The organism is Acinetobacter amyesii, assembly GCF_002018365.1.
GTDB lineage: Bacteria > Pseudomonadota > Gammaproteobacteria > Pseudomonadales > Moraxellaceae > Acinetobacter > Acinetobacter amyesii.
Map to the genome: position 1 here is coordinate 209,106 of NZ_MVKX01000003.1, position 23,679 is coordinate 232,784.

The window sequence follows — 23,679 nt, forward strand, 5'->3', positions numbered from 1 at the left end:
AAAATAATAAAACGAGGTGATGATGGATTTTTTATTTTTTCTGGCTTTTGTCGCCATTGCCTTTTATATGACAAAGATCCATCCACAACTCAAACAAAAAATGTTAGAGCTGCAACACGACACACCGATTGAAAAAGCATCCTCAACTCGACCTAGACCGTCCCAAGCACAACAAGTCAATACACGCCCAACCAAACCAACAAAATTCAAAGCTCCAGTCAGCCGCTCTCGTATTCCCCCCTTACTCGGTATAGAAATTACTGCGTCACAACAGCGCCGCTTAGGTAAAAATGATCCATCGGTACTGGCTGCACAGCACGCCAAACAGCTAAATCAGACGCATCACACTGACTCAACATGGTTTGAGCAATTGACCAGTCAAGTGGAACACGTACTCCAGCAACCCAATGATGCTGCAAAACATCAAAGCACAGCGTCTAGACCGCAACAAAAATCCACATTCAACAAAATGTTTGAGGACTTATTTTCAAAATAAGACATGTTTCATAGCCCTACATTGCAACTCAAAACCCATGCGTTCAGTCCCGCATGGAACTATCTGAATGAACGTCGGTATTTTGTTATTCAACGAAGTTGAAGTCTTAGATGCTGCGGGGCCTTCTTCGGGGATCAATGCATCGCTTTATATTGTGGCCAAATTGCATGGCCTAGAGATTGCGAAGCAAACAGCGAAACGTATGGAATATGATGCGGAATTTATTTAAGCAGATGTTGACGCAGAATAATTTAACGTACTAGAAAACTTAAAAATACACTGAAATAAAAAGGGAGATAATCATTCGAATATCCCCCTTTTTTGTGCTTTGCATAGCCGCGTTTTGCATTTTTCTTTCGATCTACAAAAGTTTGGCTTTTGTTAAAATCGTTCATGTGTTTTGCCACAAAGTTGCGAACTTCAACTTCAGGCAGGACTTTTTTCTTTGCCATTTGCATTCACCTTTTTGCCTATACAGCACCCTCGTGCTGTAGTGCATATATTGGTCTATTTTTAGATTTTTTCAAGCACTTTCCTATGGCTTTTTGATACAGCGTAGTTAGTCCCAAATTCATAAAAAATTGCTTTGCCACATTATTCCCCTCTCCACACCCCTCTCCCATTGAGAGAGGGAAATACGTTGTATTTAGCTTGCAAACGCCCGTTCTAATACGCGCTCAATATCGACCATTTTGGCATCCAACATCCCCACCACTTGCCCATGTTTAGCGCTAAAACGGCTTTGAATAAAACCATTCGCTACATAGTCAGGCGCATAGCGTTTCAGTAAAACCGCTTGTGCAAGTAGCGTTAAACGACTGACCAAACTGCGCCCCATAAATTGTAAATCTTCAGGCGATTGATGGAACAACCTGAACAAGTCCTGCAATTCTGTTTGCAAGGCTTTATCTGTACTTGCAGTTGAAGCGAGATCTTTAAACAGTACCTCCATGGATTCAGGATCACGTCCAATCGCTCGCAATACATCCAAGCACATCACATTGCCTGAACCTTCCCAAATGGTATTCACAGGTGCTTCTTTAAAGATGCGCGCCATGATGCCGTTATCGACATAGCCATTGCCGCCAAAGACTTCCATCATCTCCCCTGTTAGCTCTACGGCACGCTTACAAATCCAAAACTTGGCTGCTGGGGTCATGATGCGTTTCCATGCAACAGACAAAGCATCATCCGATTCATAGCACTGCGCCAAATGGAAACTGAGCTGCGTCGCTGCTTCACTCTCTAAAGCCAAATCTGCCAAAACTGCACGCATCAGTGGTTGATCAATCAGATGTTTACCAAAAGCCTGACGCTGACGGGTATAGGCAATGCATTGCACCAAAGCTTGACGCAGCATGGCACTCGAACCGACCGAACAGGTCAGACGGGTGTAATTCGCCATTTCAATAATGGTCGGAATACCTCGCCCTGCCTCACCAATCATGATGCCCCACGCATTTTTAAATTCGACTTCCGAGCTTGAGTTACTGCGATTACCGACTTTTTCTTTTAGGCGCTGTACCTGAATTTGATTCTTGGTGCCATCTTCCAACCAACGCGGCACAAAGAAACAGGCCAAACCATCTTGTTCGGTTTTTGCCACCACCAAATGCGCATCACACATCGGTGCAGAGAAAAACCATTTATGCCCTGTGAGTAAATAAGCCTTGCCTCGTCCTGTTTCTGCCACAGGCACGGCAATGGTTTCATTGGCACGCACATCCGAACCGCCCTGCTTTTCGGTCATGCCCATACCGAGCCAAATCGACTTTTTCTGCGCAATCGGTACATCCCGCTCATCATATTCCGTCGACAGCAACTTCTCGCCAATTTTCGCCCACAGTTCAGGCTCTCGCTGAATGAGTGGAATACTGCCCAGCGTCATTGAGTTTGGACATAAGTTGCCGCATTCGACCTGACCTGCAAGATAAAAACGTGCAGCCCATTCCACCCATTTAGTCTTAGAGTTAGGCTGATTAAAAGGATGTGATGGGTATCAAACTGACGGTTGAGTCCCATCCATTTATGCCATGAGGGATGAAATTCGATAAAGTCGGTACGGCGACCACGGGCATCGAAGGCATGTAAGATTGGCGTGTGTTTATTGGCTAAAGCCCCATGCTGAAAGTATTCACTTGAACCTGCAACTTTACCCATTTCACATAAGGTCGGCTGATCATGGCTGCCGTAGCGTTTCAAGATTTCATGCAAAACCGTATCGCTTGAAAATAGATTGTAGTTTTCCAGTTCATCAAATTGGTTGCTGATTTGATGTGTCATCCATGTCTGTTCTAATGTATTCATCGTCTATATTTTCCGCTTGTTCTTGTTGGCTTTTCATTTCAGTATAGAGAAAATTTAAAGCATAGACGTTCGGTTTTCCACGCTTAAAAATATGAAGAATTCAGCCATTCAAATACGGCGCAAGCCACGTCAATCACGGGCCAAACTGACACAAGAAGCCCTACAGGACAGTTTTGTTCGGCTTTTGCATGAGCGCCCTGCCAGTCAAATTACCATTCGGGAAATTACCGACCTTGCAGGCGTTGGCTTGGGGACGTTCTATGAGTATTTTTCCAAGAAGGAAGATTTGATTGCGCTGACCATTCATTTGCATGTGAAACACAATGCGGAAAGCTTAAAAAGTTATGCACAAAGCTTGATCAAGTTATCCACAGATTTGGATGTTCGGGCGTATTTGGAGCGAATTATTCACTTTCAAATTGAGCAAATTCAAGCACAGCAGTTTTTATGGTCGCAGGTATTTTTGTTGGAACGACAGATTTCAGAGATTGAAAGTTACCGTAAAAGTTATGCCATGATGGTGCAGATGTGGCGCAGCATTCTCGAGCCGTTTATACAGGATGATGAACAGCTCAAGTCGATGGCTTTAAATATGCAGCGAGTCTGTTATGGCTTTGTGTCACAGACTTTGTTGATTGAGCCGACATTTAAGGATTGGAATGTTTTGGAGATGGATATTGTTCAGTTCCTAAAAAATTTAGATTACCGTAGCTAAATTTCGTACATAAACATGTATTTTTAGTGGCAAAAGTGACCAAAGCTGATTAAAAACAAAGCGACTTGTTTCAAAGTCGCTTTTTTTGAAGATGAATTGTGATTTTTTAATTACTCAACTAATTGATTTTTAATTTGTTATTAAAACTATTTCGCATAAGCACCATTATGTTAAATAGGGAGGAAAAATAATTCTTTATTTTAGTAAAGTTTTTAGTAAAAATGTTACTAATATGTTTTATAAACAATTAACTAAATTACTTACTAAAAGGGTTTGAACATGGATATACCAACTCATTTGTCACATAAACCAATTGTAAAATTGGAAGACTACACACAGTTAGATGGGAAATTTGCTAATCAATCAGATGCTGAAGGTTTATCAATAGGCTTAGCACAGTGGAGTGATGCAGAGGAAATGGATTTATCTGCAAAAGTTTGGAGATATACGGGAGAAAAATGGTCAAGACAGTCAGAAGAGTTACCTATTCATCGTGTATTAGATTTAGCTAGCTTATTATGTGCGTCTATCAGTTACGCTAAGGATGAAAAGTTACCAATTTATGATGACTTTCATATCACTTTATCAAAGAACCCTGCATTGATTGAAGTTTTGAAAGAAGGTGTGGCTAATGATGAAGAATATTTAGATAAATCTTTAAAAAGATTGTCTAGATATCTCAAAGTGTTGGGATATTAAGTTTAATTTTCCTAAAATCAACATAATACACTCTATACGAAATCAAAAAACTAAGTCTTAAGTGACTATTTTTACTGTATTTTTTTAATTTCGCATAAGAGGTTTTATGTTAAATCTTAGGTTTGATAAATTTTATGATAAACCTATCATTAGTTATTAAAAATTAATCTATTGATAGGTAATTTGTGCCTTTTATCAAATTATCGTTTGGGTATAGTTCTTTGATAGTATATTTTTCACCAAATAAATTTTTTCTTAAAAAAACCAAAAAAAGCGGTGAATTAATTTAAGCAATAACCTTAAGAAAACTATGCACAGTTAAATTTGTATCTTCATTAAATAAAAGCTCTTTTGAACCAATAAGCTTTTCAGCAATTTTAAGCGATGCTATATTATTTTCATCTACAGAAGCTTCTATCACATCTCCTTTGACATTTGGACTATTTGAAAATGCTTCTAAAGCTAATTCTGCTACTTTAAAACCATAACCTTGGTTTCGATATTCGTCATCAACACACCAACCAATATCCCATTTACGATCATATTGAGATATCATACGTGAAAAATTCACAATACACTGAGCTACAATTTTCTTAGGATTTTTGGGGTCAAAAATTACATATGTAAGTCTTGGCTCATTCTGATTTCCTGTTGGAAAATCGAGGTGTAAAAATAAATTACTTGAAGTCTTACAAGGCTCAAAAGAAATTAAGTTCTGTTGATATGCCTGTTGTAAGTGGTGAAAAGCTAAAAGAGCCATTTCAGAATTATTCATATATAACCATTACAATAAAATAGAGTTCATAAAGTAAAAAGCCCATTATTAAATGGGCTTGTTAAATTTAGATAACAACATATCCTGAAGATGTTGAATGTGGTGGGTATTTATCTCCAATTTCCCATTCATAGTATCGCTTAACTACGGAATCTCCATCTCGTTCTTCATATTCACTTAAATCATTATCTTGAGATGAGTTATTGTCTCGTGCAGATTTAACTAAGAATACTTTATTCGTTTCTTTCTGTAGTTCAATATTATGTTTTTTAGTAAAAGTCTCTGTATAGTCATGCTCATCACATGATTTCAACTCTGAAATTAAGTGCTCCACCACTGCTGGAATAGTCATTTACGTTCCTTGATATCTTAATGTATTGTTTACTTAGTAAGTAAGTTGATACGAATGAGTAAAATTCAAGGTCTATGTTCAAGAAATTAATTAATAATTCATATCTTTGAATAGTTATATGTAAAGCACCTATTAAGATGCTTGTTTATAAAGATCACCATTCATAGCACTGCTAGCTCTTGTCTGATCAAAAGAATACCGTTTGATATGTTCAAGCAATAAATCCTTTTGCTCAGACTTACACAAGTAAGATGCTCGGATCATGGCATCATCAAATTCAGTCTTTAAATCATGCCCTCTAATTTCAGTAAAATCTGCATTCCATTTTTATGCTTAATTTAGACTTCTTTAGCTTAGATGATTAAGAATTCCTAAAATTAACATAATACGCGTTATACGAAATCGACTGTATTAGTTTAATGATTTCAATAAGTTTTAACCCATAAAAAAGCCAAGGTTTAACAAACTAAGGTTTTTTACTTGAAACTTCATTGTTCCACAAAAAACCGCCCTAAGGCGGTTTTTTTCAAACTAGATCAATGCAAATTATTTCACATCAAAACGGTCTGCATTCATTACTTTTGTCCAAGCTGCAACAAAGTCTTTTACAAACTTCGCTTTGTTGTCATCTTGCGCATACACTTCCGCATACGAACGCAGAATCGAGTTAGAACCGAATACAAGGTCTACACGTGTTGCTGTGTATTTGGTTTCACCTGTTGCGCGGCTGACGATGTTGTACGAGTTCTTGCCTGTCGGCTTCCAGTTGTAAGCCATATCGGTCAAGGTCACGAAGAAGTCATTGCTTAATGTGCCCACTTTGTCTGTGAACACACCGGCTTTAGAGTCACCGAAGTTCGCGCCAAGTACACGCAAACCGCCGACCAGCACGGTCATTTCAGGTGCAGTCAGACCCAGCAATTGCGCACGGTCTAATAACAGCTCTTCAGGCTGAACCACGTAATCCGCTTTCACGAAGTTACGGAAACCGTCCGCTTTTGGCTCAAAGTCTTCAAATGAGTAAGCATCGGTTTGCTCTTGAGATGCATCACCGCGGCCTGATAGGAATGGAACAGCCACTTCTACACCAGCAGCTTTTGCCGCTTGCTCAACGGCTGCTGTACCGCCCAACACGATGAGGTCTGCAATGCTGACCTGAACGCCTGAAGCAGCTTTGATTTCTTCAAGTTTAGCCAACACTTTCGCTAGACGCGCTGGTTCGTTGCCTGCCCAGTCTTTTTGCGGCGCAAGACGGATACGCGCGCCATTTGCACCGCCGCGGTAGTCTGAACCGCGGTAAGTACGTGCGCTGTCCCATGCTGTAGCAATCAATTCCGCCGCAGATAAGCCGCTGTTTAACAGCTGGGCTTTTAGACTTGCAACGTCTGCTTCAGACAGCGTATTGCCTTTCGGTGTTGGATCTTGCCAGATTAAATCTTCGGCTGGAACGTCTGCACCTAAGTAACGAGTTTTCGGACCCATGTCACGATGCGTCAATTTAAACCAAGCACGGGCAAAAGCATCATTCAACTGTTCAGGATTATTATAGAAACGCTCTGCAATCGCACGGTAAGCAGGATCAAATTTCAGCGCCATATCGGCATCTGTCATCATTGGATTACGGCGGATATTCGGGTTGTGTGCATCAACAGGTTTGTCTTCCTCTTTGATGTTCACAGGTTCCCATTGTTTCGCACCAGCTGGGCTGAGGGTTTTTTCCCACTCATAAGTGAACAGCAAGTAAAGGAACTCGTTATCCCATTTGTCAGGATGGGTTGTCCAAGCACCTTCCAAACCACTGACCATGGTGTTTGGACCATTACCCGTACCTTCAGGGTTATGCCAACCTAAGCCTTGGAATTCTACATCAGCAGCTTCTACATCTTTACCCAGAAGTTCAGCTTTACCATTACCATGTGCTTTACCTACGGTATGACCACCGACTGTAAGCGCTACAGTTTCTTCGTCATCCATACCCATACGGTCAAAAGTGACACGCATGTCTTGTGCTGTACGAAGCGGATCTTGAACACCATCTACCCCTTCAGGGTTCACGTAGATCAAGCCCATTTGCACCGCAGCCAGTGGATTTTCTAACGATGAACGGTCTGCATCACTTGCATAGCGTTCTTTAGTTGGCGCCAACCATTGGCGCTCTTCACCCCAATAGATGTCTTTTTCAGGTGCCCAAATGTCGAGACGACCGCCGCCGAATCCGAAAGTTTTCAGACCCGCAACGTCATAAGCAACTGTACCTGCCAAAACGATTAAATCGCCCCAAGAAATCTTGTTACCGTATTTACGTTTAATCGGCCAAAGTAGACGACGGCCTTTATCTGTATTGACGTTATCCGGCCAACTGTTCAGTGGCGCAAAACGTTGGTTACCAGTGTTCGCACCGCCACGACCATCTTGTTTACGGTAAGAACCGGCCAAGTGCCATGCAGTACGCACGAACATACCAATGTAGCTACCATAGTCAGATGGCCACCACTCTTGGCTGCTGTTGATTAAATCACGCAGGTCCGCTTTTACCGCTTCCAAATCCAATGACTGAAATGCTGCTGCATAATCAAAGTCAGGATCCATCGGGTCGGTTTTTTTATCGTGTTGGGAAAGAATGTCGAGGTTAAGCGCGTTGGGCCACCAATCAGCATTGTTTGTGCTGGCTAAACTGGTTTGACCACCTTCCAATTTGTTATGGAATGGGCAACCTGATGCTTGCGTATCTTGTGTCATTTCGTAGCTCCAAAATAATTATGAAGTAAATGTTTGAACCGTGAACTATTGAAATCTCTTTTCATTACAACATATAGGGTTTTTGTGACAATCTAAAGCGAATTTAACGAATGAACACAATCGATTATTTCTATATAACCATTTAAAAAATAATTAGTTATTTTTCAATTCACATTTAAATTTAGAATGACTCGTGAATTGGCATTTATTCAAATAATAGTCTTTAAAAAACAATGGATATTTCTATCTCGAACCTTTTATCGAGTCTGATCAAACAATTTGCACAGCGTTAATGCAAAAAAACTGATTGTTTAAACAATCAGTTTTTTGCCTTCATGCATGGTCAAAAATGGATTCATTAACTTTGACGTTTTTCGCATTGCTTGATGTAAGTCATGCTCCGGCTGATCTCTAGCTTCATCGGTCAACTGAAAAGTCCGATAATGCATCGCCAATGAACATTTAGACTGTAGATCTTTGTGCGCTTGAAATGCCTCTTCGGGATTCATGTGCAAATATTTCATTAAACGACGTGGCTCATAAGCCCCAATCGGCAATAACGCCACACGCGGTGCGCCTAAGCGTGTATGGATTTGCTTGAAATGTGCGGCATAACCGGTATCACCTGCAAAGAAAAAATGCCCTGTGCTATGTACGATAGAAAACCCGCCCCATAAGGCATGATTTTGATCGCGCCAACCCCGCCCAGAGCCATGCTGTGCCGGTGTATAGACGATGCGTAAATCTTCGAACATTTCCGATTGCCACCAGTCGAGTTCGATGACATTGAAGTGTGTTGGCAAATAATAAGCATTACCTAAACCGGTATAAATCGGCATGGCAAATTGCTCATGCAACCAATTTAGACTTGCCAAATCCATATGATCGTAGTGGTTATGACTCAGTAAAACCCCATGAATGGTGGGTAATTCTTCTAAGGCAATGCCTGCAGGACAAGCACGTCGTGGTCCAGTCCCCTGACGTGGGCCTGCATACTCAGCCCACACAGGATCGGTCAAAAAATTATACGGACCAATTTGAATTAGCACCGTAGCATGCCCAACAAACCAAACTAACCAATCATCCATTTTAGCCAAAGGTCGATTTTGTGGAATGCTGCGTGAAGATGCAAAAAACTGTTGGTATTCTTGCTCACGATCTACTTTCCACGTATCGCTTTTACGCGTCATGATCCATTTCAGCATATCTTTACGCGTAAACGGATCTGGATTTCGAATGGTATTAAAGAATTTTTCCCCATTAAAATGGTCGGTTGCCAGATAATCAAATACAGGCTTCGTCCACGTATGTTTCATACAGCGTTCAGTACTGATTTGAAACTGTGCTGATTGAGTTTTTTGATTCATGTGTATTTAAAATTCATTCACTGTGCTGACAAACCATGCAAAGTATTTAACCTCGCAGACCTACTGATCAAGACGACCTTTCATGCGCTCAAGCCAAACCTTCCGAGATTGAGGCTTGACAAAGAGTGCCACAATTTCAGGATGAAGCTGTTTAATTTGTGCTTCAATTCTGTTGACACAAGCTTCGATATCATCAGACGTTAAATTATCTTTAAATTCAAGACTCAAAGATGCCAAAACTTGATGTGCCCCCATCTGCTCTGTTAACACCCCATTGGCAGAATGCACTGCGGGATCTTGCTCTGCCACCATCAAGACATTATGCCTCAACTGCGGGTCTGCGGTTTCCCCCATAAGCAATCCTTTAGTCTCACGTGCAAGTAAGATCGCTGAAACAGCGAGCACAACACCAATCAAAATCGACGCCAGACCATCGAGCATTGGCATATTCAGCGCATGCGATAAATAAATCCCGATCAGGGCAATAAACAGACCTATCAGCGCTGCAGTATCTTCAAATAATACCGTGAATGTCGTCGGATCTTTACTGCGTCGAAATGCCTCAAAATAGCCCTGTTTACCTTTGATTTTACGAAACGCTTTCAGAGCGACAAACCAAGAGGCCCCTTCACACAAAATCGCAATACCTAACACGATATAGTTAATCATCGGATTTTGCATTTCTTCGGGATGATAAATATGACTAACCCCTTGATAGATCGACACAATCGCACCTAAAGCAAAGACCATCAATGCCACAATAAAGGCCCAAAAATACAGCTCTCGCCCATAGCCAAATGGATGGCGTGCATTTGCTGGCTGCTGCGATTTTTTCATACCGTAGAGCAGTAAGATTTCATTTAAAGTATCAACCACAGAGTGAATGGCTTCACTCAACATGGCTGAACTATTCGTCAAATAAGCAGCCACAAACTTAACCAAGGCAATGGCAAGATTTCCGAATAAGGCTGCATACACAACGACTTTATTAGATTCAGACATTCAAAATTGTCCTAAACTTATTTTTATCAAACAGATCTATTTGATTTTATGGCTCATTCCATAGTACTCAAACTGACTGTAGCTGTTGTTTGTTATTTTGTTGTTTTTACACCAACTGTCGATTGTTTCTACAATGCCCTTCATGTTCCATGTGAAACACGCTCTATCGCGCAAACGTGGAGTACAAAAAAAGGAAGCCGAAGCTTCCTTGTTCCGATGGATAAAGTTAAACCCGCTTAAAATATTGTTCGCGCCACTCTTTCCAAAAGTACATCACGATTCCAAACATCACCACCACAATGCCGATAAAGGCATTCGGACTGATTTGTTCATTGTTTAATGTCGCACCGAGGACTAAGGCAATTACAGGAGTCATCACATTACTCAATGACACCGTTGAGGCATTTAAGCGTTTAATCAGCCAGAAATAACATAGCATTGCCACAATCGATGACATGATCATGGTAAATACAAATCCAATCATCGCGCGGCGACTTGGTAATGCCGTTGGAAAATGTTGCCAGATAAATGGAATAATCAACAACGAACCCAATGCGGAAACCAATAGCGAGCCTGTGGCTTGCGACATCGGTTTTAATGGTGCATTAATTTGTTTGACCCAAAAGATTGAGCTGATATAAGACACCATACTGATCAGCATCAACACCACACCCCATGGGTTCACTTTACTGTCTGCCGAATCTGCAAAGACAAAACTCAAGCCTGCGACCGCAATCGCCATCCCAACCCATTGTAAAGCGATTAACTTTTGGGTTTTCAAAATCACATGACCAATCAAGCCTGCAATCAACGGTGAAAAACCAAATATCAACGCCATCAAACCTGAAGTCAGGTAATTGGCAGCCAGATAAATAAACAGCTGCGCGCCAATTAAATTCAGACTACCCGCCACATAACTTTTGAGTGAGGTCTGATCAAAAGGCAAAGGATCACGCATCAGCTTCAATAAAAATAAAGCAATGATGGAAGCCCCCAAATAGCGAATTATCAGCACCCACATCGGGTGGATTTCCGCAACACTCCATACAATCGCGAGCGGCGTCGTCGCCCAAATCAGTACCAGCAAAGCATAAATACTTGCCGTGACAATCATCGGAGAGGAATTAGAGTTCATAAATGGTTCTATCGCATAAATCAGGGATAAGACTAAAAATCGACTCCTCCCCATCATTAATTATGCTGGGGGCGACATGGATGTCGCCTGCTTATCTGGGGTATAGGGATGTACCCTCAGATAAGCAGAAGATTTTTGTTACTTTTCATCTTTGAAAAGTAAGGCATAGCCTCCGCAAAGACATATAAACCAAAACTGAAATTTAGGGCAGTGACAACAAAGCCAAAGATATAAAAAAGCAGACCTAGGTTGCCCAAGGTCTGCCCTTTTGTAAACGCATTAATAACGCAAAAGTTATTTCACAAGCTTACGAAGATCTTGGCTCAGATCTAAATATTTATCTGCTTCAAACGCTGCATTCTTGCTGATCAACTTTTTAAGATGACGCATTTCTTTCGCAGCATTTACCGTGATACCACCCACGATCACACCGTCAGTCACACCAAATAAAACAAATGATGATTCTGCAGCTAATTCAGGATTTACTTCACCACGTGCGATCCATTCCGCAGCAGCCATATCACCTACAAATTGATAGTTAATATTGAGCTGATCCGTCCAGAACCATGCTGGATTTGGTGTTGGGTGTTCAACTTCCATCACATGACGGGCAAAAATACCTGCTTGAAGGTTGGCATTTTCCCACGTTTCCACGCGGCGGTGGTTACCACAGTCACGAAGCTGAGTTGCCACATCGCCAGCTGCATAAATATCAGGATGCGAAGTTTGGCAGTTTTCATTTACTTTAATGGCAAGATCAACATCTAAGCCTGCCTCAGCAGCAAGCTGTGCATTTGGCACAATACCAATACCGTAAATCACTGCATCCGCACGTAGTTCTTCACCCCCTTCAAGGGTAATAACCACTTCTTCGCCGTCGAGTTTGCAATCTGCAATGGCAGTTGAAAGACGGATATCCACACCTGCAAGACGTTGCTGAGCCAATAAGAATTCGCTCAACACGCGTGGAGATGAACGACCCATCACCATTGGACCCATTTCAATTACGGTCACGTCACAGTCTTTAGAACGTGCAGAAGATGCAAGTTCCAAACCGATCACCCCACCGCCAATCAACACTAAACGACGACCCGCTTGTAAAACAGGGACAAGCGCTTGCGAATCTTCAAGATTACGCAGGGTATAAACGTGCTTACCCAAAGCATCAAAGTTTGGTAAACGACGAGCAGCTCCACCTGTTGCAAGCAATAGCTTATCAAATGCAATGCTGTCGCCATTTTTGAGTTGAACAGTTTTCGCTGCTGCGTCAATGCTGATCACACCATTACCGCGAATATGTTCAACACCCAAATCTGCCAGTTTTTCTTCTGACAAAATTTCAATTTTGGTGTCTTCAGGTTTTAAAATCACGTCTTTCGACAAAGGCGGACGTTCATAAGGAAGATGTGTTTCATCACCCACCAAAATGATTTTGCCTTCATACTTGTTCGCACGGAGTTCTAAAATGGCGCTAGCACCAGCTTGACCAGCTCCAACAATAACGATGGTTTCGATACCATTTTGGCTCATGGGTATATTCCTTATTTCAATTCTGCAGATACGATGCCGAAGCCCGCAATCCACTCACTAATGTCTTCGTAGCAATGTGTAGTCATGTCGTATTCGCCCACTTCATGCAGTGCAGCAAATGCAGCCATCCAAGAACGGACTTCTTGACCACCACGACCGCCCTCGGCACGAATTTCAGCTTCAGTCATCGCTTCAATAGCCGCAAAGTCAGCTTTGGCAAAAGTCTCAAGCAATGCACGATCCCATTCTGGGTTAAGTGGCACTGCCACAGAAGTATCACCCGCCGCGAGCTTTTGGCCGACAGCAATGATTTTGCCTTGACGTGTATTACGTGCCTCTTCAGTTGGGTTACGACCTGCAATCAGGAACTCTTCCACTTCAGGTGGAACTGAACCCATTTGCGGCGTTGGTGGATCATGTGAAAGACCACCTGTACCCAAGATCAATACACGTTCATTTTCGAGGTTCAATGATTGAATAAACTGACCGACTGCACGACCCAAAGCGACTGTACGCTTAGTTGTCGGCATCGGTGCAGCCGCACCATTGATAAAAATTGGAATCGTTGGATAACGATCAAGCTTGCCACCACATAGGAAATGTAATGGTTGAGTCACGCCATGATCTGCTTGCATACGGTATGAGTACGCAACATCAACACCTTCATCCAACACACGACGTACTAAATTCACTGCAGTTTCTTCAGGTACGTTGATGTGATCATTGTCTTTACCATAATCCCAGTCACCTGCTGCTTTGGCACGAATACCCACGCAGAAGCTTGGCATCAGGTCATAGAAGAAACCATTGAAATGGTCTGGACCAAAAGTAATGATCAATGTTGGATTATAGTCTTCAACTTCTTTCGCAAGTTTGGCAAAAGTTTCACGAACTTTTTCCTCTTTATATTTCTCTTGCGGAGAAGCAAATTCCATTAGGGGACTGTGCGATGCACAAATGAGTTTAACGGCCATGGGTGACTCCTAAACGGAAGGCAGCCAAAACGGCTGCCGAGTAAGTCCTTTACGTTTTTGGCGATTTAGATCTCGTCAAAGAAGCCAGCACGTGGTTGACGTAAACCACGGATACCTAGACCACATTCCGCGTTAATTAAAACGCCTGTCAATGGACGGTTGTTTTGACGAGATGCCAATAACACATAAGAACCAGTCATATCTTCGGGTTCTGGTAAGAAGTTGAGCGGCATACCGCGGGCAATCTTCTCAGGATCACGCGCATCGAGTAGACCAAGGTTTTCTTGACCTAAAGACGCAGCGCCTTTGATGTTGACATTCATACCCGACGGTGCAACAGCATTCACTCGTACTTTAGGCGCAAGCTCATAAGCCAGTTCTTTCATAATGCCCACACCTGCATGCTTAGATGCTGTGTATACAGGGCCTCCGCCTGCTGAATACAGTGCAGAGTTAGACAAAGTAAATATGATAGAACCTTCAGAAGCTATCAATGCATCGAGTGCAGCTTTCGCACCTAAGATGAGTGATTTGGTATTAATACCCATAATCTCATCAAAAGCTTTTTCTAGCTGTTCACCCGATGTATTGACGATATCTGCATAATGATCCCAGATACCTGCGTTTCCGACGAAACAGTCAAGTTTGCCATAATGTTCAACAGTCGCTTGAACTGCGCGAACATTATCCTCATAGCTGGCTACATCTCCTGCGATCGCTAGCACGCGGTCACCAAAATGTTCTTTCAATGCATCAACTTTGGACTGTGAACGTTGAAGAACAGCAACTTTCGCGCCCTCTTCCAAGAAACGTTCAACCAATGCCCAGCCTAAGCCTGAACCACCACCGGTAATAAGTGCAACTTCGCCTTGTAGCCAACCCATGATTACTCTCCTGCCATCTCTACGTATAAAGCACCATCTTCAACAATCACAGGGAATGTTTTGATCGGATCTGTTGCTGGTAAGCATAATGCTTGTCCAGTTTTCAGACAGAAACGTGCTGAATGAAGTGGGCATTCCACAGTACCGTCATCTTCAAGGTAGCCTTCTGACATAGAAGCATTACCATGTGAACAACGGTCGTTCATTGCGAAGAATTCTCCGCCATTGTTAAATACTGCAAGCGCTTCAATACCATTCACGCCACAATCTACTTTCAATGCATCGCCTTCGTCTAAGTCATCAACTTGGCAAACAAAAATCTTATTCATTAGAAGAACACGCTCAGGTTATGTGAGTTGTAAGTCACCTGATCAAGGGTAATCTTACGGTTGAAGATTTGGAAACCTTGCTCAGTGTCGACTTTGCGGATCTTGTCGTGACGCTTACCACAGTAGATCGTTACATCTTTCTCTTTCTGTGTGCGGTACAACAAGTACGTTACGTAAACGTCGTATTCACCTTCAACTTCAGTCGTTTCAACGATCACATTTGAAACCATGTGCGTTGTACGTGAAGGAGGTTCTTCAGCCCAAGCCATACCTGTCTCTAAACGAGCTACTCGGCGTTCCAACAAATCTTTAGTATCGTTAAATACCCAAGTTGTTGGTGGCTCAATCGAACGACGACGGTCACGTGTTTGCGCGTTTGGTGTGGTGCGAAGCGTATAAGAAATATCTTCCGCTAACACAGCCAACCAATCACGGAACTTCCAGTCATCAAGAAGCTTGGCTTCTTGATAAAGGAACTGACTAATTTGGTGATGGAGTTCTAAACTAACTTGACTCATTTCATAAGCTCCTTCTCATATTCGTCAGCCGCAGCTTCAACGTCTTCCCATTTTTCATGAATCAATAGGTCAGCCCAACGACGGTACATACCGCGCGCTGCAGTTTCAGAGAAAATGTAGTTAGTGATACCCGGGATACCATCTTCACGTACTTTCTCGTTACCTTTACCCATTTCCATAATTAATTTGTTTTGACGGGCTTTATAACCACGTAAAACTTTTTGAATTTCAATCCAGTTCTCAGAGTCATCTTGCTCAAGGAAACCAGCAGGACCGAATGCACGAGTTGCAGAACGTTCGAATGCTTCTTTCACTTCTTGAGATGCTTCAGCGTCTGCAATACAGAATGCCCACACTTCAGTTTTGTTTGGACCACGTGGGTGCCATACACGAAGCGTTGCAGTACCGTTCAACCAAGACAATGTTGGGAACATGGTGTTGTGACCTGCAAGACGAAGTGCACGTACTTCGCCAAGGCGCTCTTTCACTTCATCAAATGTTTCACGGAAGTAGTTCGCCACTTCACCATCTACCCAAACGTTAGCATCTGGTTTTTCAGTAAAGAAGAAGCCTGAACCATGGCCGCGTGAACCATATTGAATCGCGTCTTTCGCAGTTTCCCAAACAGGACGAGCGGTTTGTGCAGCACCTAATTTCTTAGATGATTCGTCATCTGGTTTTGCACCCAATACTTGGATCGCAGATGCGTGAGAGAACAATGCGTGGTATTGGTCAGATGCGAACTGTTCAGCTGCAAATTTCCAGTTACACTCGATTTCCCACTTGTGTACACCACCAATAATTTCTGTACCACCTGGACGACGGTCAAGAACACCATCTAAGTACCAAGCGATATCGCCCATGTATTCTTCTAGGTCAGGTGTAGTTTCATCCCAACAAGCGAATACTAAGCCTTTGTATGATTTAACACGGTTAACTTCAACAAGACCCCATTTCTCTTTGCAAGCACCGTGCGGGAACGCGCGGTCTTCAAGTGGGATATCTTTTAAAGAACCGTCAATGCCGTAAGACCAGCCGTGGTACGGGCAAGTAAATGCACGTGTATTACCACAGTCTGCGAAGCTCACACGCATAGAGCGGTGACGACATTGGTTTAAGAATGCTTTGATTGAGCCGTCTTTTTGGCGTGCCACGATAATCGGATCTTCACCCATGTAGGTATTGAAGAAATCGCCGGCTTTAGGAATTTGGCTCTCATGGCATAGGAATAACCATGTACGACCGAACACACGTTCTAATTCAAGTTCGTAAATGTCTGGATCGGTATAGATAGATGGCGTGATACGTCCATTTTGTGCATCGACCAAAGCATCGATTTCGCGCACATCAATTTTTCCACTCATGAAAAGCTCTCCTGTGACCAGTAAGGCACAAAGTAATAGACTCAACTTTTCAACGATGATGGATTTTAGACCGATTTTCGGGAAATATTTATTTTGTTTTAATTAAGAGATTTTATGGATTATTACGGTAGATTTTTTTTATGGCATTTTTTTTAAATTGCCGAGAACACCATTTATTTCGTGAATGGTAAAATAATCCTCACGCAATAGTTGTTTATAGATTATACTGAACGGACTTCTAAGTAAGACATTTTTTGGATTACTCCACGGGTTGATTATATGGAATTACGACACTTACGCTACTTTATTACTGTCGCTGAAGAACTCAATTTCAGTAAAGCTGCGTTAAAACTTTATACTGCTCAACCTTCTTTAAGCCAACAAATTAAAGATCTTGAAGAAGATGTCGGCGTAAAACTGTTGCACCGTACTAAACGTAAAGTTGAGCTCACAGAAGAAGGTGCCGTATTTCTAGAACAAGCACGTTTAACCTTGGCACAAGCAGACAAAGCTGTCGCTATGGCACGTCAGGTTTCACAAGCCAAACAGCAGATGCTGCGCATTGGTTTTGTCCCTGTCGCAGAGATGAAAATCTTCCCTTATGTGCTGCCAAATTTACGTGTTCAGAACCCAGAACTCAAGATTGAATTACTCAGTTTAAATAACCGCGATCAGATGAAATTGCTGCAAAAAGGTGAACTGGATATCACTTTTACCCGCAATAACTTCCATAGCGACGAAATTGAAAGTCAATTTGTACTGCGTGAACCGCTAATCTTTATTTTACCCAAAGATCACCCTTTAGCGAAGTACGAACGTATTCCTGTTAAAGCATTGAATGGGATTGATTTTATCATTCCTGCACGTGAACAATCTGGCACGTTGCATGAAGCCATTTTGGACTTTGCTTCAACCCATGGTATTCAATTTAATATCGTGCAAAAAGCCGACAATATCCTGTTTAACATTAACTCCATCGGCATGGGCTTAGGCTGCACGATCCTACCGGGATACATCGCGCCATTGACCATGAACAATACCGTGATTCGTCCTTTAGATGTCGAATTACCGTATCTAGACTTGTACGTAAGTTACCGAAAAACGGCGAGTTCTGTGGCTGTAGATAAATTCCTTGAACTGCTAACCAAAGTTTTTTATCTCGATATTAATCGCGAACAGCGTTAATTTTCGCCAAGTCATAATTTATAGATATAGCACCATTATTTTTAAAATGAATAATGGTGCTTTTTTTATGGCTAAAAAGTCGCTTTTTTAATCGTTTAAATGTTTTAATCGACGCATTTTATCTATCATGCATATCGACTTGATGGAAAATAACTTATAAATTTTAGTTTAGACATTGATAAAAATTGCTAAAAATTGCCGATTTACAACTTAAGTCTAATAAATAATTCCCCTTCCCCAACCATTTAGATGGGCTTATTTTGTGCCTTTTTACTGATTTAGACCGTACACTATTGCTTTATTAATGAGAATAATACTCATTTATTGTTTTAAAGTCAAAATTTTTATATAAAAAAGGATGGTCTAAACCATCCCTTTTTTTATTAACTCAGCTGCTCGATTAAACACCGCGTGCAGTTAAGTAATCTTTAATAACTGTGTTGAATTCTTCAGCTTTTTCAACTTGTGACCAGTGACCACATTGACTAAAGATATGCGCATCGGCATTTGGAACAGTGTTCAAAATATCCCACGTACGAGATACAGGAATCACCACGTCTTGAACACCGTGAATAAGCAATACTGGTACAGTAATGTCTTTCATTTTTTCGAAGTCGAGTGGGAATTCGAAACGGTCACGGTCACGTGCGCCAACAACATCCATCAAACGGTTAGATGCATAGTCATTTGCAGCAGATGCAAAACGTACTTTTACCAATTCGTCTGTGATCAAGTCTTTGTTTACAACAAACATAGACAAAGTTTTCTTGATGCCTTCTTCAGTTAATACAGGGTTTGCATGTGCTTTAAGTGCTGCAGTTTGTTTCGCACCGCCTGTACCCATAGACACGATACCCAATACACGTTCTGGATAGTCTAAAGCCATTTGGAATGCTAACCAGCCACCGAGTGAGTTACCCACTAACCAAGTTTTTTCAATACCTAGGGCATCTAGTGTACGTACAGCGTGATCAACCCAAGCACGGATACCATAAGCAGTATTCGGTGCAACAACAGTTTGACCATAGCCAATAGTATCGATAGCGATACAACGTGCTTGTTCACCAATTTGTGGAAGGTTTAACCACCAGTTTGCAGCAGCAGATACACCTGTACCTGAACCGTGTAAAAATAGAATTGGTGTGCCTTCACCCACTTCGTGGTAATGCGTTAATTCGCCTTCAGCAGTTTCAATCCATTTATCTTCTAAACCAAAGAATGAATCAGTTGTATAGTCAGGAATCTGAACAGTGCTCATACATGCTCCTCGTATTGCGTAGAGCTTATGTTTCAATCCATAACGGATTTAAACACAAGGGGACTCTTTTGGATTTTGTGGTTTTTACAGTCTCATATTACCTGTTCAGCCACTGCTAACTGATACATATTTACGATCATAAACAATAAATAGACTATAATTTAAGTTATTGTTTTTAAATACATAACTCAAAAATATATCCATAAAATCTTTGAGGTATTTCTTTTTTGAATAGCCCTGCGAATAAAAAGGGAAGCAATGAATCCACTTCCCTCTTTTTTATCCTGAGAAATTAGAACTTATAGGTATAAGTTGTCGCGACACGGTACTCTTGCAAATCAGATTTCCAGTCATAATTGGCGTCGATATACATCGCTTGAAAACCTAAACCTTTCAACTTTCCTTCAGGTACGGTGTAGTTCACGATTAAGTTAAGTTCATCAGATTTTTGATCTTTCAGGATGCCATTTGCAGTACCAATTTCCGCATCAGAACCGGTAAAGTAAACCGCTGTAGCATTTAAGCCTTTCGCACCAAGTTCTGCAAAGTCATAACCATAGGTAAAGCCCCATGATTTTTCATCTACATTGGTAAAAGTTGCTACACCCCAGTTGACTAAGTACGGCTGTGGCACCCATCCGCCTAGTGTTGGGAAGGCATTATCACCAAACATTTGTTGATAGCCCAAACCAAAGGTATGCGAACCGTAATTCACTTTCGCACCAACCGATAAGGCTTGGTTATCAATTTCGCCATATAGTTTGTCACCCGAATCCGAGTTATCGAAGTAACGGATATGGCTATCCAGTTTGGCTTTGTCACCTAACTTGGTTTTATAGTTCGCGCCGACATATTGCTGTGTGTAGATGTCTTGAACATCGGCATACCAGTAGCTACCACCAATTTCAGGTGTGAATTGATGGTCAATACCCGCAATATACATACCATCAGAAGTTGGCCCAAGATCATAATGACCCATGGTTCCATCTGGTAATCTTTTACCTGGAGCGAACATTGATAAATCACGGAATTGGTTGTCATAACGGTTATTGATCCCGTCAATATATGCCAAAGTTAACTTGGTATCTTTAATCTCTTTCGATTCTAACCATGCACCGCTATAAGTCGTCATTAACTGACGTGATGGATCGAAAACCAACACTGGAGAAACCGGTAATAACTCACCCACTTTCAACTCAGTTTCAGATACTTTGGCTTTAAGGGTCACGCCCACTTTACCAAAGTTATCTTTTGATTCTTTACCATCGTGCGGCAAGATCCAGTCTGGGTTTTTATCACGTGCATTAAGTTTAAATGCGTGTTGAACCAAAAGGTCAGCACCCACTTGAATACCTGCACCAATATCTTGATACCCTGACTTGGCATCCAAAGTCACACCCTGTGACCATGAACCCCAGTTACCCGCCGGATTTTCTTTAATTTGACGGTCTAAGTAGAAGTTTTTAAATTTCAATTGTACTTGGCTGTCGTCAACAAAGTCCGCATAAGTTGCAGATGTTCCTAATGTTGCTGTCGCAGCAAGAATTGCTATCCATAAATTTTGACGACGCATGGCTTATTCCCAGTGATCAAATTAAGCTATGACATCATCATGCTCAACAATACCTTGGAAAAAAATCCGACTACAGTATTAAGGTTTATCAGGCTTTTGTACGACTTGAACTTAGGATGCGATTTCTGCTTATTTTCCTTAGAGATTAAAACAATAACTCTTTTTTATTATTTAGAACGACTGATTAAATTAACCCCATGTTTTATTAACGTAAAATAGAAAGTTTTTTATTTTTCGCAATTACATACGCTGGATTAATTGCTTTTAAGTTTAATCAAAGTTTTTTGCTGAGATTTATCCTTATTTTTGTTATAAAGTTTAGCTATCACATGATATTTAATTTATATAATCATCAGCAACTTAAAGTTAAATTTCACCACCATGACTGCTCGAAATCGGCCATTGGTTCGCTCACCTTTTCCAATTTCAATCCGCTTTTCATGCCTCAAATCAATCTCAAGTTAATTTCAACTTAAAATCAAACCAATACAGCCACTTGAGGCATAAAAAAGCGCCCATTTCGGGCGCTTTTTGATTTAAAGCAAATTAAGCATTGGCTTCTTTTGCTTTAGACATAGTCAATGCTAAGTCTTCGATCATATCTTCTTGACCACCAACAGTACCACGGCGGCCCAATTCCATGAGGATTTCACGAGCAGATACGCCGTATTTCGCTTCAGCGCGTTTTGCGAACAATAGGAATGAAGAATACACACCTGCATAACCTAGAGTTGCTGCATCACGGTCAGCACGGATCGGTTGATGCATCATTGGTACAACCAATTCTTCAGCAACGTCCTGAACTTTGAACAAGTCTACGCCAGTGTCCATACCCATACGGTTCGCCACTGCAACAAATAGTTCTAGTGGTGTATTACCTGCGCCTGCACCTAGACCCGCAGATGCCAAGTCGACACGGATCGCACCCGCTTCAACAGCAGCAACAGAGTTTGCTACGCCCATACCTAAGTTGTGGTGACCATGGAAACCGAGTTCAATCTCTGAACCCAAGTTTGCACGTAAGATACCTACACGGTCAGTTACATCTTGAGGAAGCATGTAACCTGCAGAGTCTGTTACATAAATACAGTTTGCACCGTAAGACACCATTTTTTGTGCTTCTTCGAGTAATTTCTCTGGTGTAGCCATGTGCGCCATCATCAAGAAGCCCACAGTGTCCATGCCGAGTTTACGCGCAGCCGTAATATGCTGTTCAGAAACGTCTGCTTCAGTTGAATGTGTTGCCACACGAATAGTCGATACACCGACATCATGTGCCATATGCAAATGATCAACCGTACCGATACCCGGAAGTAAAAGTGCAGACACTTTCGCTTGTTTTAGGTTTGGAATAACGGCTTTTAGGTATTCTTCATCAGTTGCTGCAGCAAAACCGTAGTTCACTGAGTTACCACCAAGACCGTCACCATGAGTAACTTCGATCAGCGGTACACCGGCATCATCAAGCGCAGTTGAAATAGCAATCATTTGCTCGATTGATGTTTGATGGCGCATTGGGTGCATACCATCACGTAAAGTCATATCGTGAATAATAACCTTAGACATGTGGCTACTCCTTAAGCTTCAACAGTGGATAAAACGCGTTCTGCAAACATTTCTGCAGTACGTGCAGCTGCCGCAGTCATAATGTCGAGGTTACCTGCATATTTAGGAAGATAATCACCTAAACCTTCAACTTCTAAGAAGATTGAAACACGGTTACCGTCAAATACAGGACCATTTACAAGTTTGTAACCTGGTACATATTTTTGAACTTCAAGAATCATCGCATGCACAGATGCTGTGATTGCTGCTTGATCCGGCTCACCTTCCACAAGACAGTGAACAGTATCACGCATCATCAGTGGTGGCTCAGCAGGGTTAATGATGATGATCGCTTTACCTTGTTTCGCACCGCCCACTTTTTCAATAGCACCGGCAGTTGTACGAGTAAATTCATCAATGTTTTTACGTGTACCTGGACCCACAGATTTTGTTGAAACTGTTGCAATGATCTCGCCATATTCAACAGGCTGAACTCGTGAAATCGCAGCAACCATAGGAATCGTTGCCTGACCACCACATGTCACCATGTTGACGTTCGGAACTTCACCTGCATCCAATAACGCTTCTAAGTTTACTGGTGGTACGCAGAATGGACCGATTGCAGCAGGTGTTAAGTCAATCATTAACACGCCAAGTTCATTTAATTTGCGGCTGTTTTCAGCATGAACATAGGCAGAAGTTGCATCAAATGCGATTTTGATTTCGTCTTCAAGCACGTGTGGAAGTAAACCATCTACGCCTTCAGCAGTGGTTTTCAAACCCATTTTAGCAGCGCGAGCCAAACCTTCAGACGTCGGGTCAATACCAACCATCCAAACTGGTTCTAAAAATTCGCTGCGTTGAAGTTTGTAAAGCAAGTCAGTACCAATGTTCCCTGGACCGATCAATGCACATTTAATCTTTTTCATGAA

Annotated in this window: 22 protein-coding genes and 1 pseudogene; 5 read left to right on the plus strand and 18 right to left on the minus strand. The window is 41.8% G+C overall.

Going from position 1 to position 23,679, the window contains the following annotated elements:
* Window positions 1-67 precede the first annotated feature (67 nt).
* Entirely contained in the window at window positions 68-496 is a 429-nt protein-coding gene (locus B1202_RS06340; protein ID WP_143221582.1) for a hypothetical protein, read from the plus strand.
* Between the two features lie 67 nt (window positions 497-563).
* Window positions 564-725 (plus strand): hypothetical protein, encoded by a 162-nt coding sequence (locus tag B1202_RS16435; RefSeq protein ID WP_171262604.1) that lies wholly within the window; start codon window positions 564-566, stop codon window positions 723-725.
* 22 nt (window positions 726-747) lie between these two features.
* On the opposite strand, the gene B1202_RS06345 is transcribed toward B1202_RS16435, so the two are convergent.
* Window positions 748-948: a hypothetical protein gene (locus B1202_RS06345; protein WP_078189843.1), complete on the minus strand. Its 201-nt coding sequence runs from the start codon at window positions 946-948 to the stop codon at window positions 748-750.
* Between the two features lie 194 nt (window positions 949-1,142).
* Window positions 1,143-2,803 (minus strand): annotated as a pseudogene (locus B1202_RS06350) (acyl-CoA dehydrogenase family protein).
* 91 nt (window positions 2,804-2,894) lie between these two features.
* On the opposite strand from B1202_RS06350, the gene B1202_RS06355 reads away from it, so the two are divergent.
* Window positions 2,895-3,518: a TetR/AcrR family transcriptional regulator gene (locus B1202_RS06355; protein ID WP_078189732.1), complete on the plus strand. Its 624-nt coding sequence runs from the start codon at window positions 2,895-2,897 to the stop codon at window positions 3,516-3,518.
* 279 nt (window positions 3,519-3,797) lie between these two features.
* Window positions 3,798-4,217: a DUF6530 family protein gene (locus tag B1202_RS06360; protein WP_078189733.1), complete on the plus strand. Its 420-nt coding sequence runs from the start codon at window positions 3,798-3,800 to the stop codon at window positions 4,215-4,217.
* A gap of 286 nt (window positions 4,218-4,503) precedes the next feature.
* Here the strand turns inward: B1202_RS06360 and B1202_RS06365 are convergent, their stop codons facing one another.
* The 12 genes from B1202_RS06365 to hcaE form a co-directional block, all read right to left on the minus strand.
* Window positions 4,504-4,992 (minus strand): GNAT family N-acetyltransferase, encoded by a 489-nt coding sequence (locus tag B1202_RS06365; protein WP_078189734.1) that lies wholly within the window; start codon window positions 4,990-4,992, stop codon window positions 4,504-4,506.
* 67 nt (window positions 4,993-5,059) lie between these two features.
* The gene (locus B1202_RS06370; protein WP_078189735.1) at window positions 5,060-5,344 is read right to left on the minus strand and encodes a hypothetical protein; all 285 of its coding nucleotides are present in this window, start codon (window positions 5,342-5,344) and stop codon (window positions 5,060-5,062) included.
* A 546-nt stretch (window positions 5,345-5,890) separates the two neighbouring features.
* Complete coding sequence (gene katG, locus B1202_RS06375) at window positions 5,891-8,083, minus strand: catalase/peroxidase HPI (RefSeq protein WP_078189736.1); 2,193 nt, start codon at window positions 8,081-8,083, stop codon at window positions 5,891-5,893.
* 311 nt (window positions 8,084-8,394) lie between these two features.
* A complete protein-coding gene (locus tag B1202_RS06380; protein WP_078189737.1) occupies window positions 8,395-9,450 on the minus strand; it encodes an MBL fold metallo-hydrolase in 1,056 nt (351 codons plus the stop codon).
* A 60-nt stretch (window positions 9,451-9,510) separates the two neighbouring features.
* Complete coding sequence (locus B1202_RS06385) at window positions 9,511-10,452, minus strand: cation diffusion facilitator family transporter (protein WP_078189738.1); 942 nt, start codon at window positions 10,450-10,452, stop codon at window positions 9,511-9,513.
* Between the two features lie 226 nt (window positions 10,453-10,678).
* Complete coding sequence (locus tag B1202_RS06390; protein WP_078189739.1) at window positions 10,679-11,587, minus strand: DMT family transporter; 909 nt, start codon at window positions 11,585-11,587, stop codon at window positions 10,679-10,681.
* 294 nt (window positions 11,588-11,881) lie between these two features.
* Window positions 11,882-13,117, minus strand: coding sequence for a 3-phenylpropionate/cinnamic acid dioxygenase ferredoxin--NAD(+) reductase subunit (gene hcaD / locus B1202_RS06395; protein WP_078189740.1), 1,236 nt, complete (start codon window positions 13,115-13,117; stop codon window positions 11,882-11,884).
* An 11-nt stretch (window positions 13,118-13,128) separates the two neighbouring features.
* Window positions 13,129-14,091 carry a 3-carboxyethylcatechol 2,3-dioxygenase gene (locus B1202_RS06400; protein ID WP_078189741.1) on the minus strand — a complete coding sequence of 321 codons (963 nt, stop codon included), beginning with the start codon at window positions 14,089-14,091 and terminating at the stop codon, window positions 13,129-13,131.
* Between the two features lie 65 nt (window positions 14,092-14,156).
* Complete coding sequence (hcaB, locus tag B1202_RS06405) at window positions 14,157-14,975, minus strand: 3-phenylpropionate-dihydrodiol/cinnamic acid-dihydrodiol dehydrogenase (RefSeq protein WP_067763930.1); 819 nt, start codon at window positions 14,973-14,975, stop codon at window positions 14,157-14,159.
* A 2-nt stretch (window positions 14,976-14,977) separates the two neighbouring features.
* On the minus strand, window positions 14,978-15,304 hold the full coding sequence (gene hcaC / locus B1202_RS06410) for a 3-phenylpropionate/cinnamic acid dioxygenase ferredoxin subunit (RefSeq protein ID WP_078189742.1): 327 nt from the start codon (window positions 15,302-15,304) through the stop codon (window positions 14,978-14,980).
* Window positions 15,304-15,822 carry a 3-phenylpropionate/cinnamic acid dioxygenase subunit beta gene (gene hcaF, locus B1202_RS06415; RefSeq protein WP_078189743.1) on the minus strand — a complete coding sequence of 173 codons (519 nt, stop codon included), beginning with the start codon at window positions 15,820-15,822 and terminating at the stop codon, window positions 15,304-15,306. The genes hcaC and hcaF overlap by 1 nt, the downstream gene beginning before the upstream one ends.
* Window positions 15,819-17,186: a 3-phenylpropionate/cinnamic acid dioxygenase subunit alpha gene (hcaE, locus tag B1202_RS06420; protein WP_067763943.1), complete on the minus strand. Its 1,368-nt coding sequence runs from the start codon at window positions 17,184-17,186 to the stop codon at window positions 15,819-15,821. Before hcaE ends, hcaF begins: the two co-directional genes overlap by 4 nt.
* 279 nt (window positions 17,187-17,465) lie before the next feature.
* Here hcaE and hcaR point away from each other — a divergent pair, with 279 nt between their 5' ends.
* On the plus strand, window positions 17,466-18,371 hold the full coding sequence (hcaR, locus tag B1202_RS06425; RefSeq protein ID WP_078189744.1) for a DNA-binding transcriptional regulator HcaR: 906 nt from the start codon (window positions 17,466-17,468) through the stop codon (window positions 18,369-18,371).
* 400 nt (window positions 18,372-18,771) lie between these two features.
* Here hcaR and B1202_RS06430 read toward each other — a convergent pair whose 3' ends face one another.
* The 4 genes from B1202_RS06430 to B1202_RS06445 all read right to left on the minus strand — a co-directional run bounded on the left by B1202_RS06430 (window position 18,772) and on the right by B1202_RS06445 (window position 23,676).
* Complete coding sequence (locus tag B1202_RS06430; protein ID WP_078189745.1) at window positions 18,772-19,629, minus strand: alpha/beta fold hydrolase; 858 nt, start codon at window positions 19,627-19,629, stop codon at window positions 18,772-18,774.
* A 292-nt stretch (window positions 19,630-19,921) separates the two neighbouring features.
* Window positions 19,922-21,202, minus strand: a complete 1,281-nt coding sequence (locus B1202_RS06435) for an OprD family outer membrane porin (RefSeq protein WP_078189746.1) — start codon at window positions 21,200-21,202, stop codon at window positions 19,922-19,924.
* A 546-nt stretch (window positions 21,203-21,748) separates the two neighbouring features.
* Complete coding sequence (gene dmpG / locus B1202_RS06440; RefSeq protein WP_078189747.1) at window positions 21,749-22,768, minus strand: 4-hydroxy-2-oxovalerate aldolase; 1,020 nt, start codon at window positions 22,766-22,768, stop codon at window positions 21,749-21,751.
* 11 nt (window positions 22,769-22,779) lie between these two features.
* Window positions 22,780-23,676, minus strand: coding sequence for an acetaldehyde dehydrogenase (acetylating) (locus B1202_RS06445; protein ID WP_078189748.1), 897 nt, complete (start codon window positions 23,674-23,676; stop codon window positions 22,780-22,782).
* Window positions 23,677-23,679: the final 3 nt, after the last annotated feature.

Excerpts from the sequence above, each read along its gene's own strand:
- B1202_RS06340 (WP_143221582.1), top strand. The coding sequence starts at position 68 with ATGACAAAGATCCATCCACAACTCAAACAAAAAATGTTAGAGCTGCAA.
- B1202_RS16435 (WP_171262604.1), top strand. The coding sequence starts at position 564 with ATGAACGTCGGTATTTTGTTATTCAACGAAGTTGAAGTCTTAGATGCT.
- B1202_RS06345 (WP_078189843.1), bottom strand. The coding sequence starts at position 948 with ATGGCAAAGAAAAAAGTCCTGCCTGAAGTTGAAGTTCGCAACTTTGTG.
- B1202_RS06355 (WP_078189732.1), top strand. The coding sequence starts at position 2,895 with ATGAAGAATTCAGCCATTCAAATACGGCGCAAGCCACGTCAATCACGG.
- B1202_RS06360 (WP_078189733.1), top strand. The coding sequence starts at position 3,798 with ATGGATATACCAACTCATTTGTCACATAAACCAATTGTAAAATTGGAA.
- B1202_RS06365 (WP_078189734.1), bottom strand. The coding sequence starts at position 4,992 with ATGAATAATTCTGAAATGGCTCTTTTAGCTTTTCACCACTTACAACAG.
- B1202_RS06370 (WP_078189735.1), bottom strand. The coding sequence starts at position 5,344 with ATGACTATTCCAGCAGTGGTGGAGCACTTAATTTCAGAGTTGAAATCA.
- katG (WP_078189736.1), bottom strand. The coding sequence starts at position 8,083 with ATGACACAAGATACGCAAGCATCAGGTTGCCCATTCCATAACAAATTG.
- B1202_RS06380 (WP_078189737.1), bottom strand. The coding sequence starts at position 9,450 with ATGAATCAAAAAACTCAATCAGCACAGTTTCAAATCAGTACTGAACGC.
- B1202_RS06385 (WP_078189738.1), bottom strand. The coding sequence starts at position 10,452 with ATGTCTGAATCTAATAAAGTCGTTGTGTATGCAGCCTTATTCGGAAAT.
- B1202_RS06390 (WP_078189739.1), bottom strand. The coding sequence starts at position 11,587 with ATGAACTCTAATTCCTCTCCGATGATTGTCACGGCAAGTATTTATGCT.
- hcaD (WP_078189740.1), bottom strand. The coding sequence starts at position 13,117 with ATGAGCCAAAATGGTATCGAAACCATCGTTATTGTTGGAGCTGGTCAA.
- B1202_RS06400 (WP_078189741.1), bottom strand. The coding sequence starts at position 14,091 with ATGGCCGTTAAACTCATTTGTGCATCGCACAGTCCCCTAATGGAATTT.
- hcaB (WP_067763930.1), bottom strand. The coding sequence starts at position 14,975 with ATGGGTTGGCTACAAGGCGAAGTTGCACTTATTACCGGTGGTGGTTCA.
- hcaC (WP_078189742.1), bottom strand. The coding sequence starts at position 15,304 with ATGAATAAGATTTTTGTTTGCCAAGTTGATGACTTAGACGAAGGCGAT.
- hcaF (WP_078189743.1), bottom strand. The coding sequence starts at position 15,822 with ATGAGTCAAGTTAGTTTAGAACTCCATCACCAAATTAGTCAGTTCCTT.
- hcaE (WP_067763943.1), bottom strand. The coding sequence starts at position 17,186 with ATGAGTGGAAAAATTGATGTGCGCGAAATCGATGCTTTGGTCGATGCA.
- hcaR (WP_078189744.1), top strand. The coding sequence starts at position 17,466 with ATGGAATTACGACACTTACGCTACTTTATTACTGTCGCTGAAGAACTC.
- B1202_RS06430 (WP_078189745.1), bottom strand. The coding sequence starts at position 19,629 with ATGAGCACTGTTCAGATTCCTGACTATACAACTGATTCATTCTTTGGT.
- B1202_RS06435 (WP_078189746.1), bottom strand. The coding sequence starts at position 21,202 with ATGCGTCGTCAAAATTTATGGATAGCAATTCTTGCTGCGACAGCAACA.
- dmpG (WP_078189747.1), bottom strand. The coding sequence starts at position 22,768 with ATGTCTAAGGTTATTATTCACGATATGACTTTACGTGATGGTATGCAC.
- B1202_RS06445 (WP_078189748.1), bottom strand. The coding sequence starts at position 23,676 with ATGAAAAAGATTAAATGTGCATTGATCGGTCCAGGGAACATTGGTACT.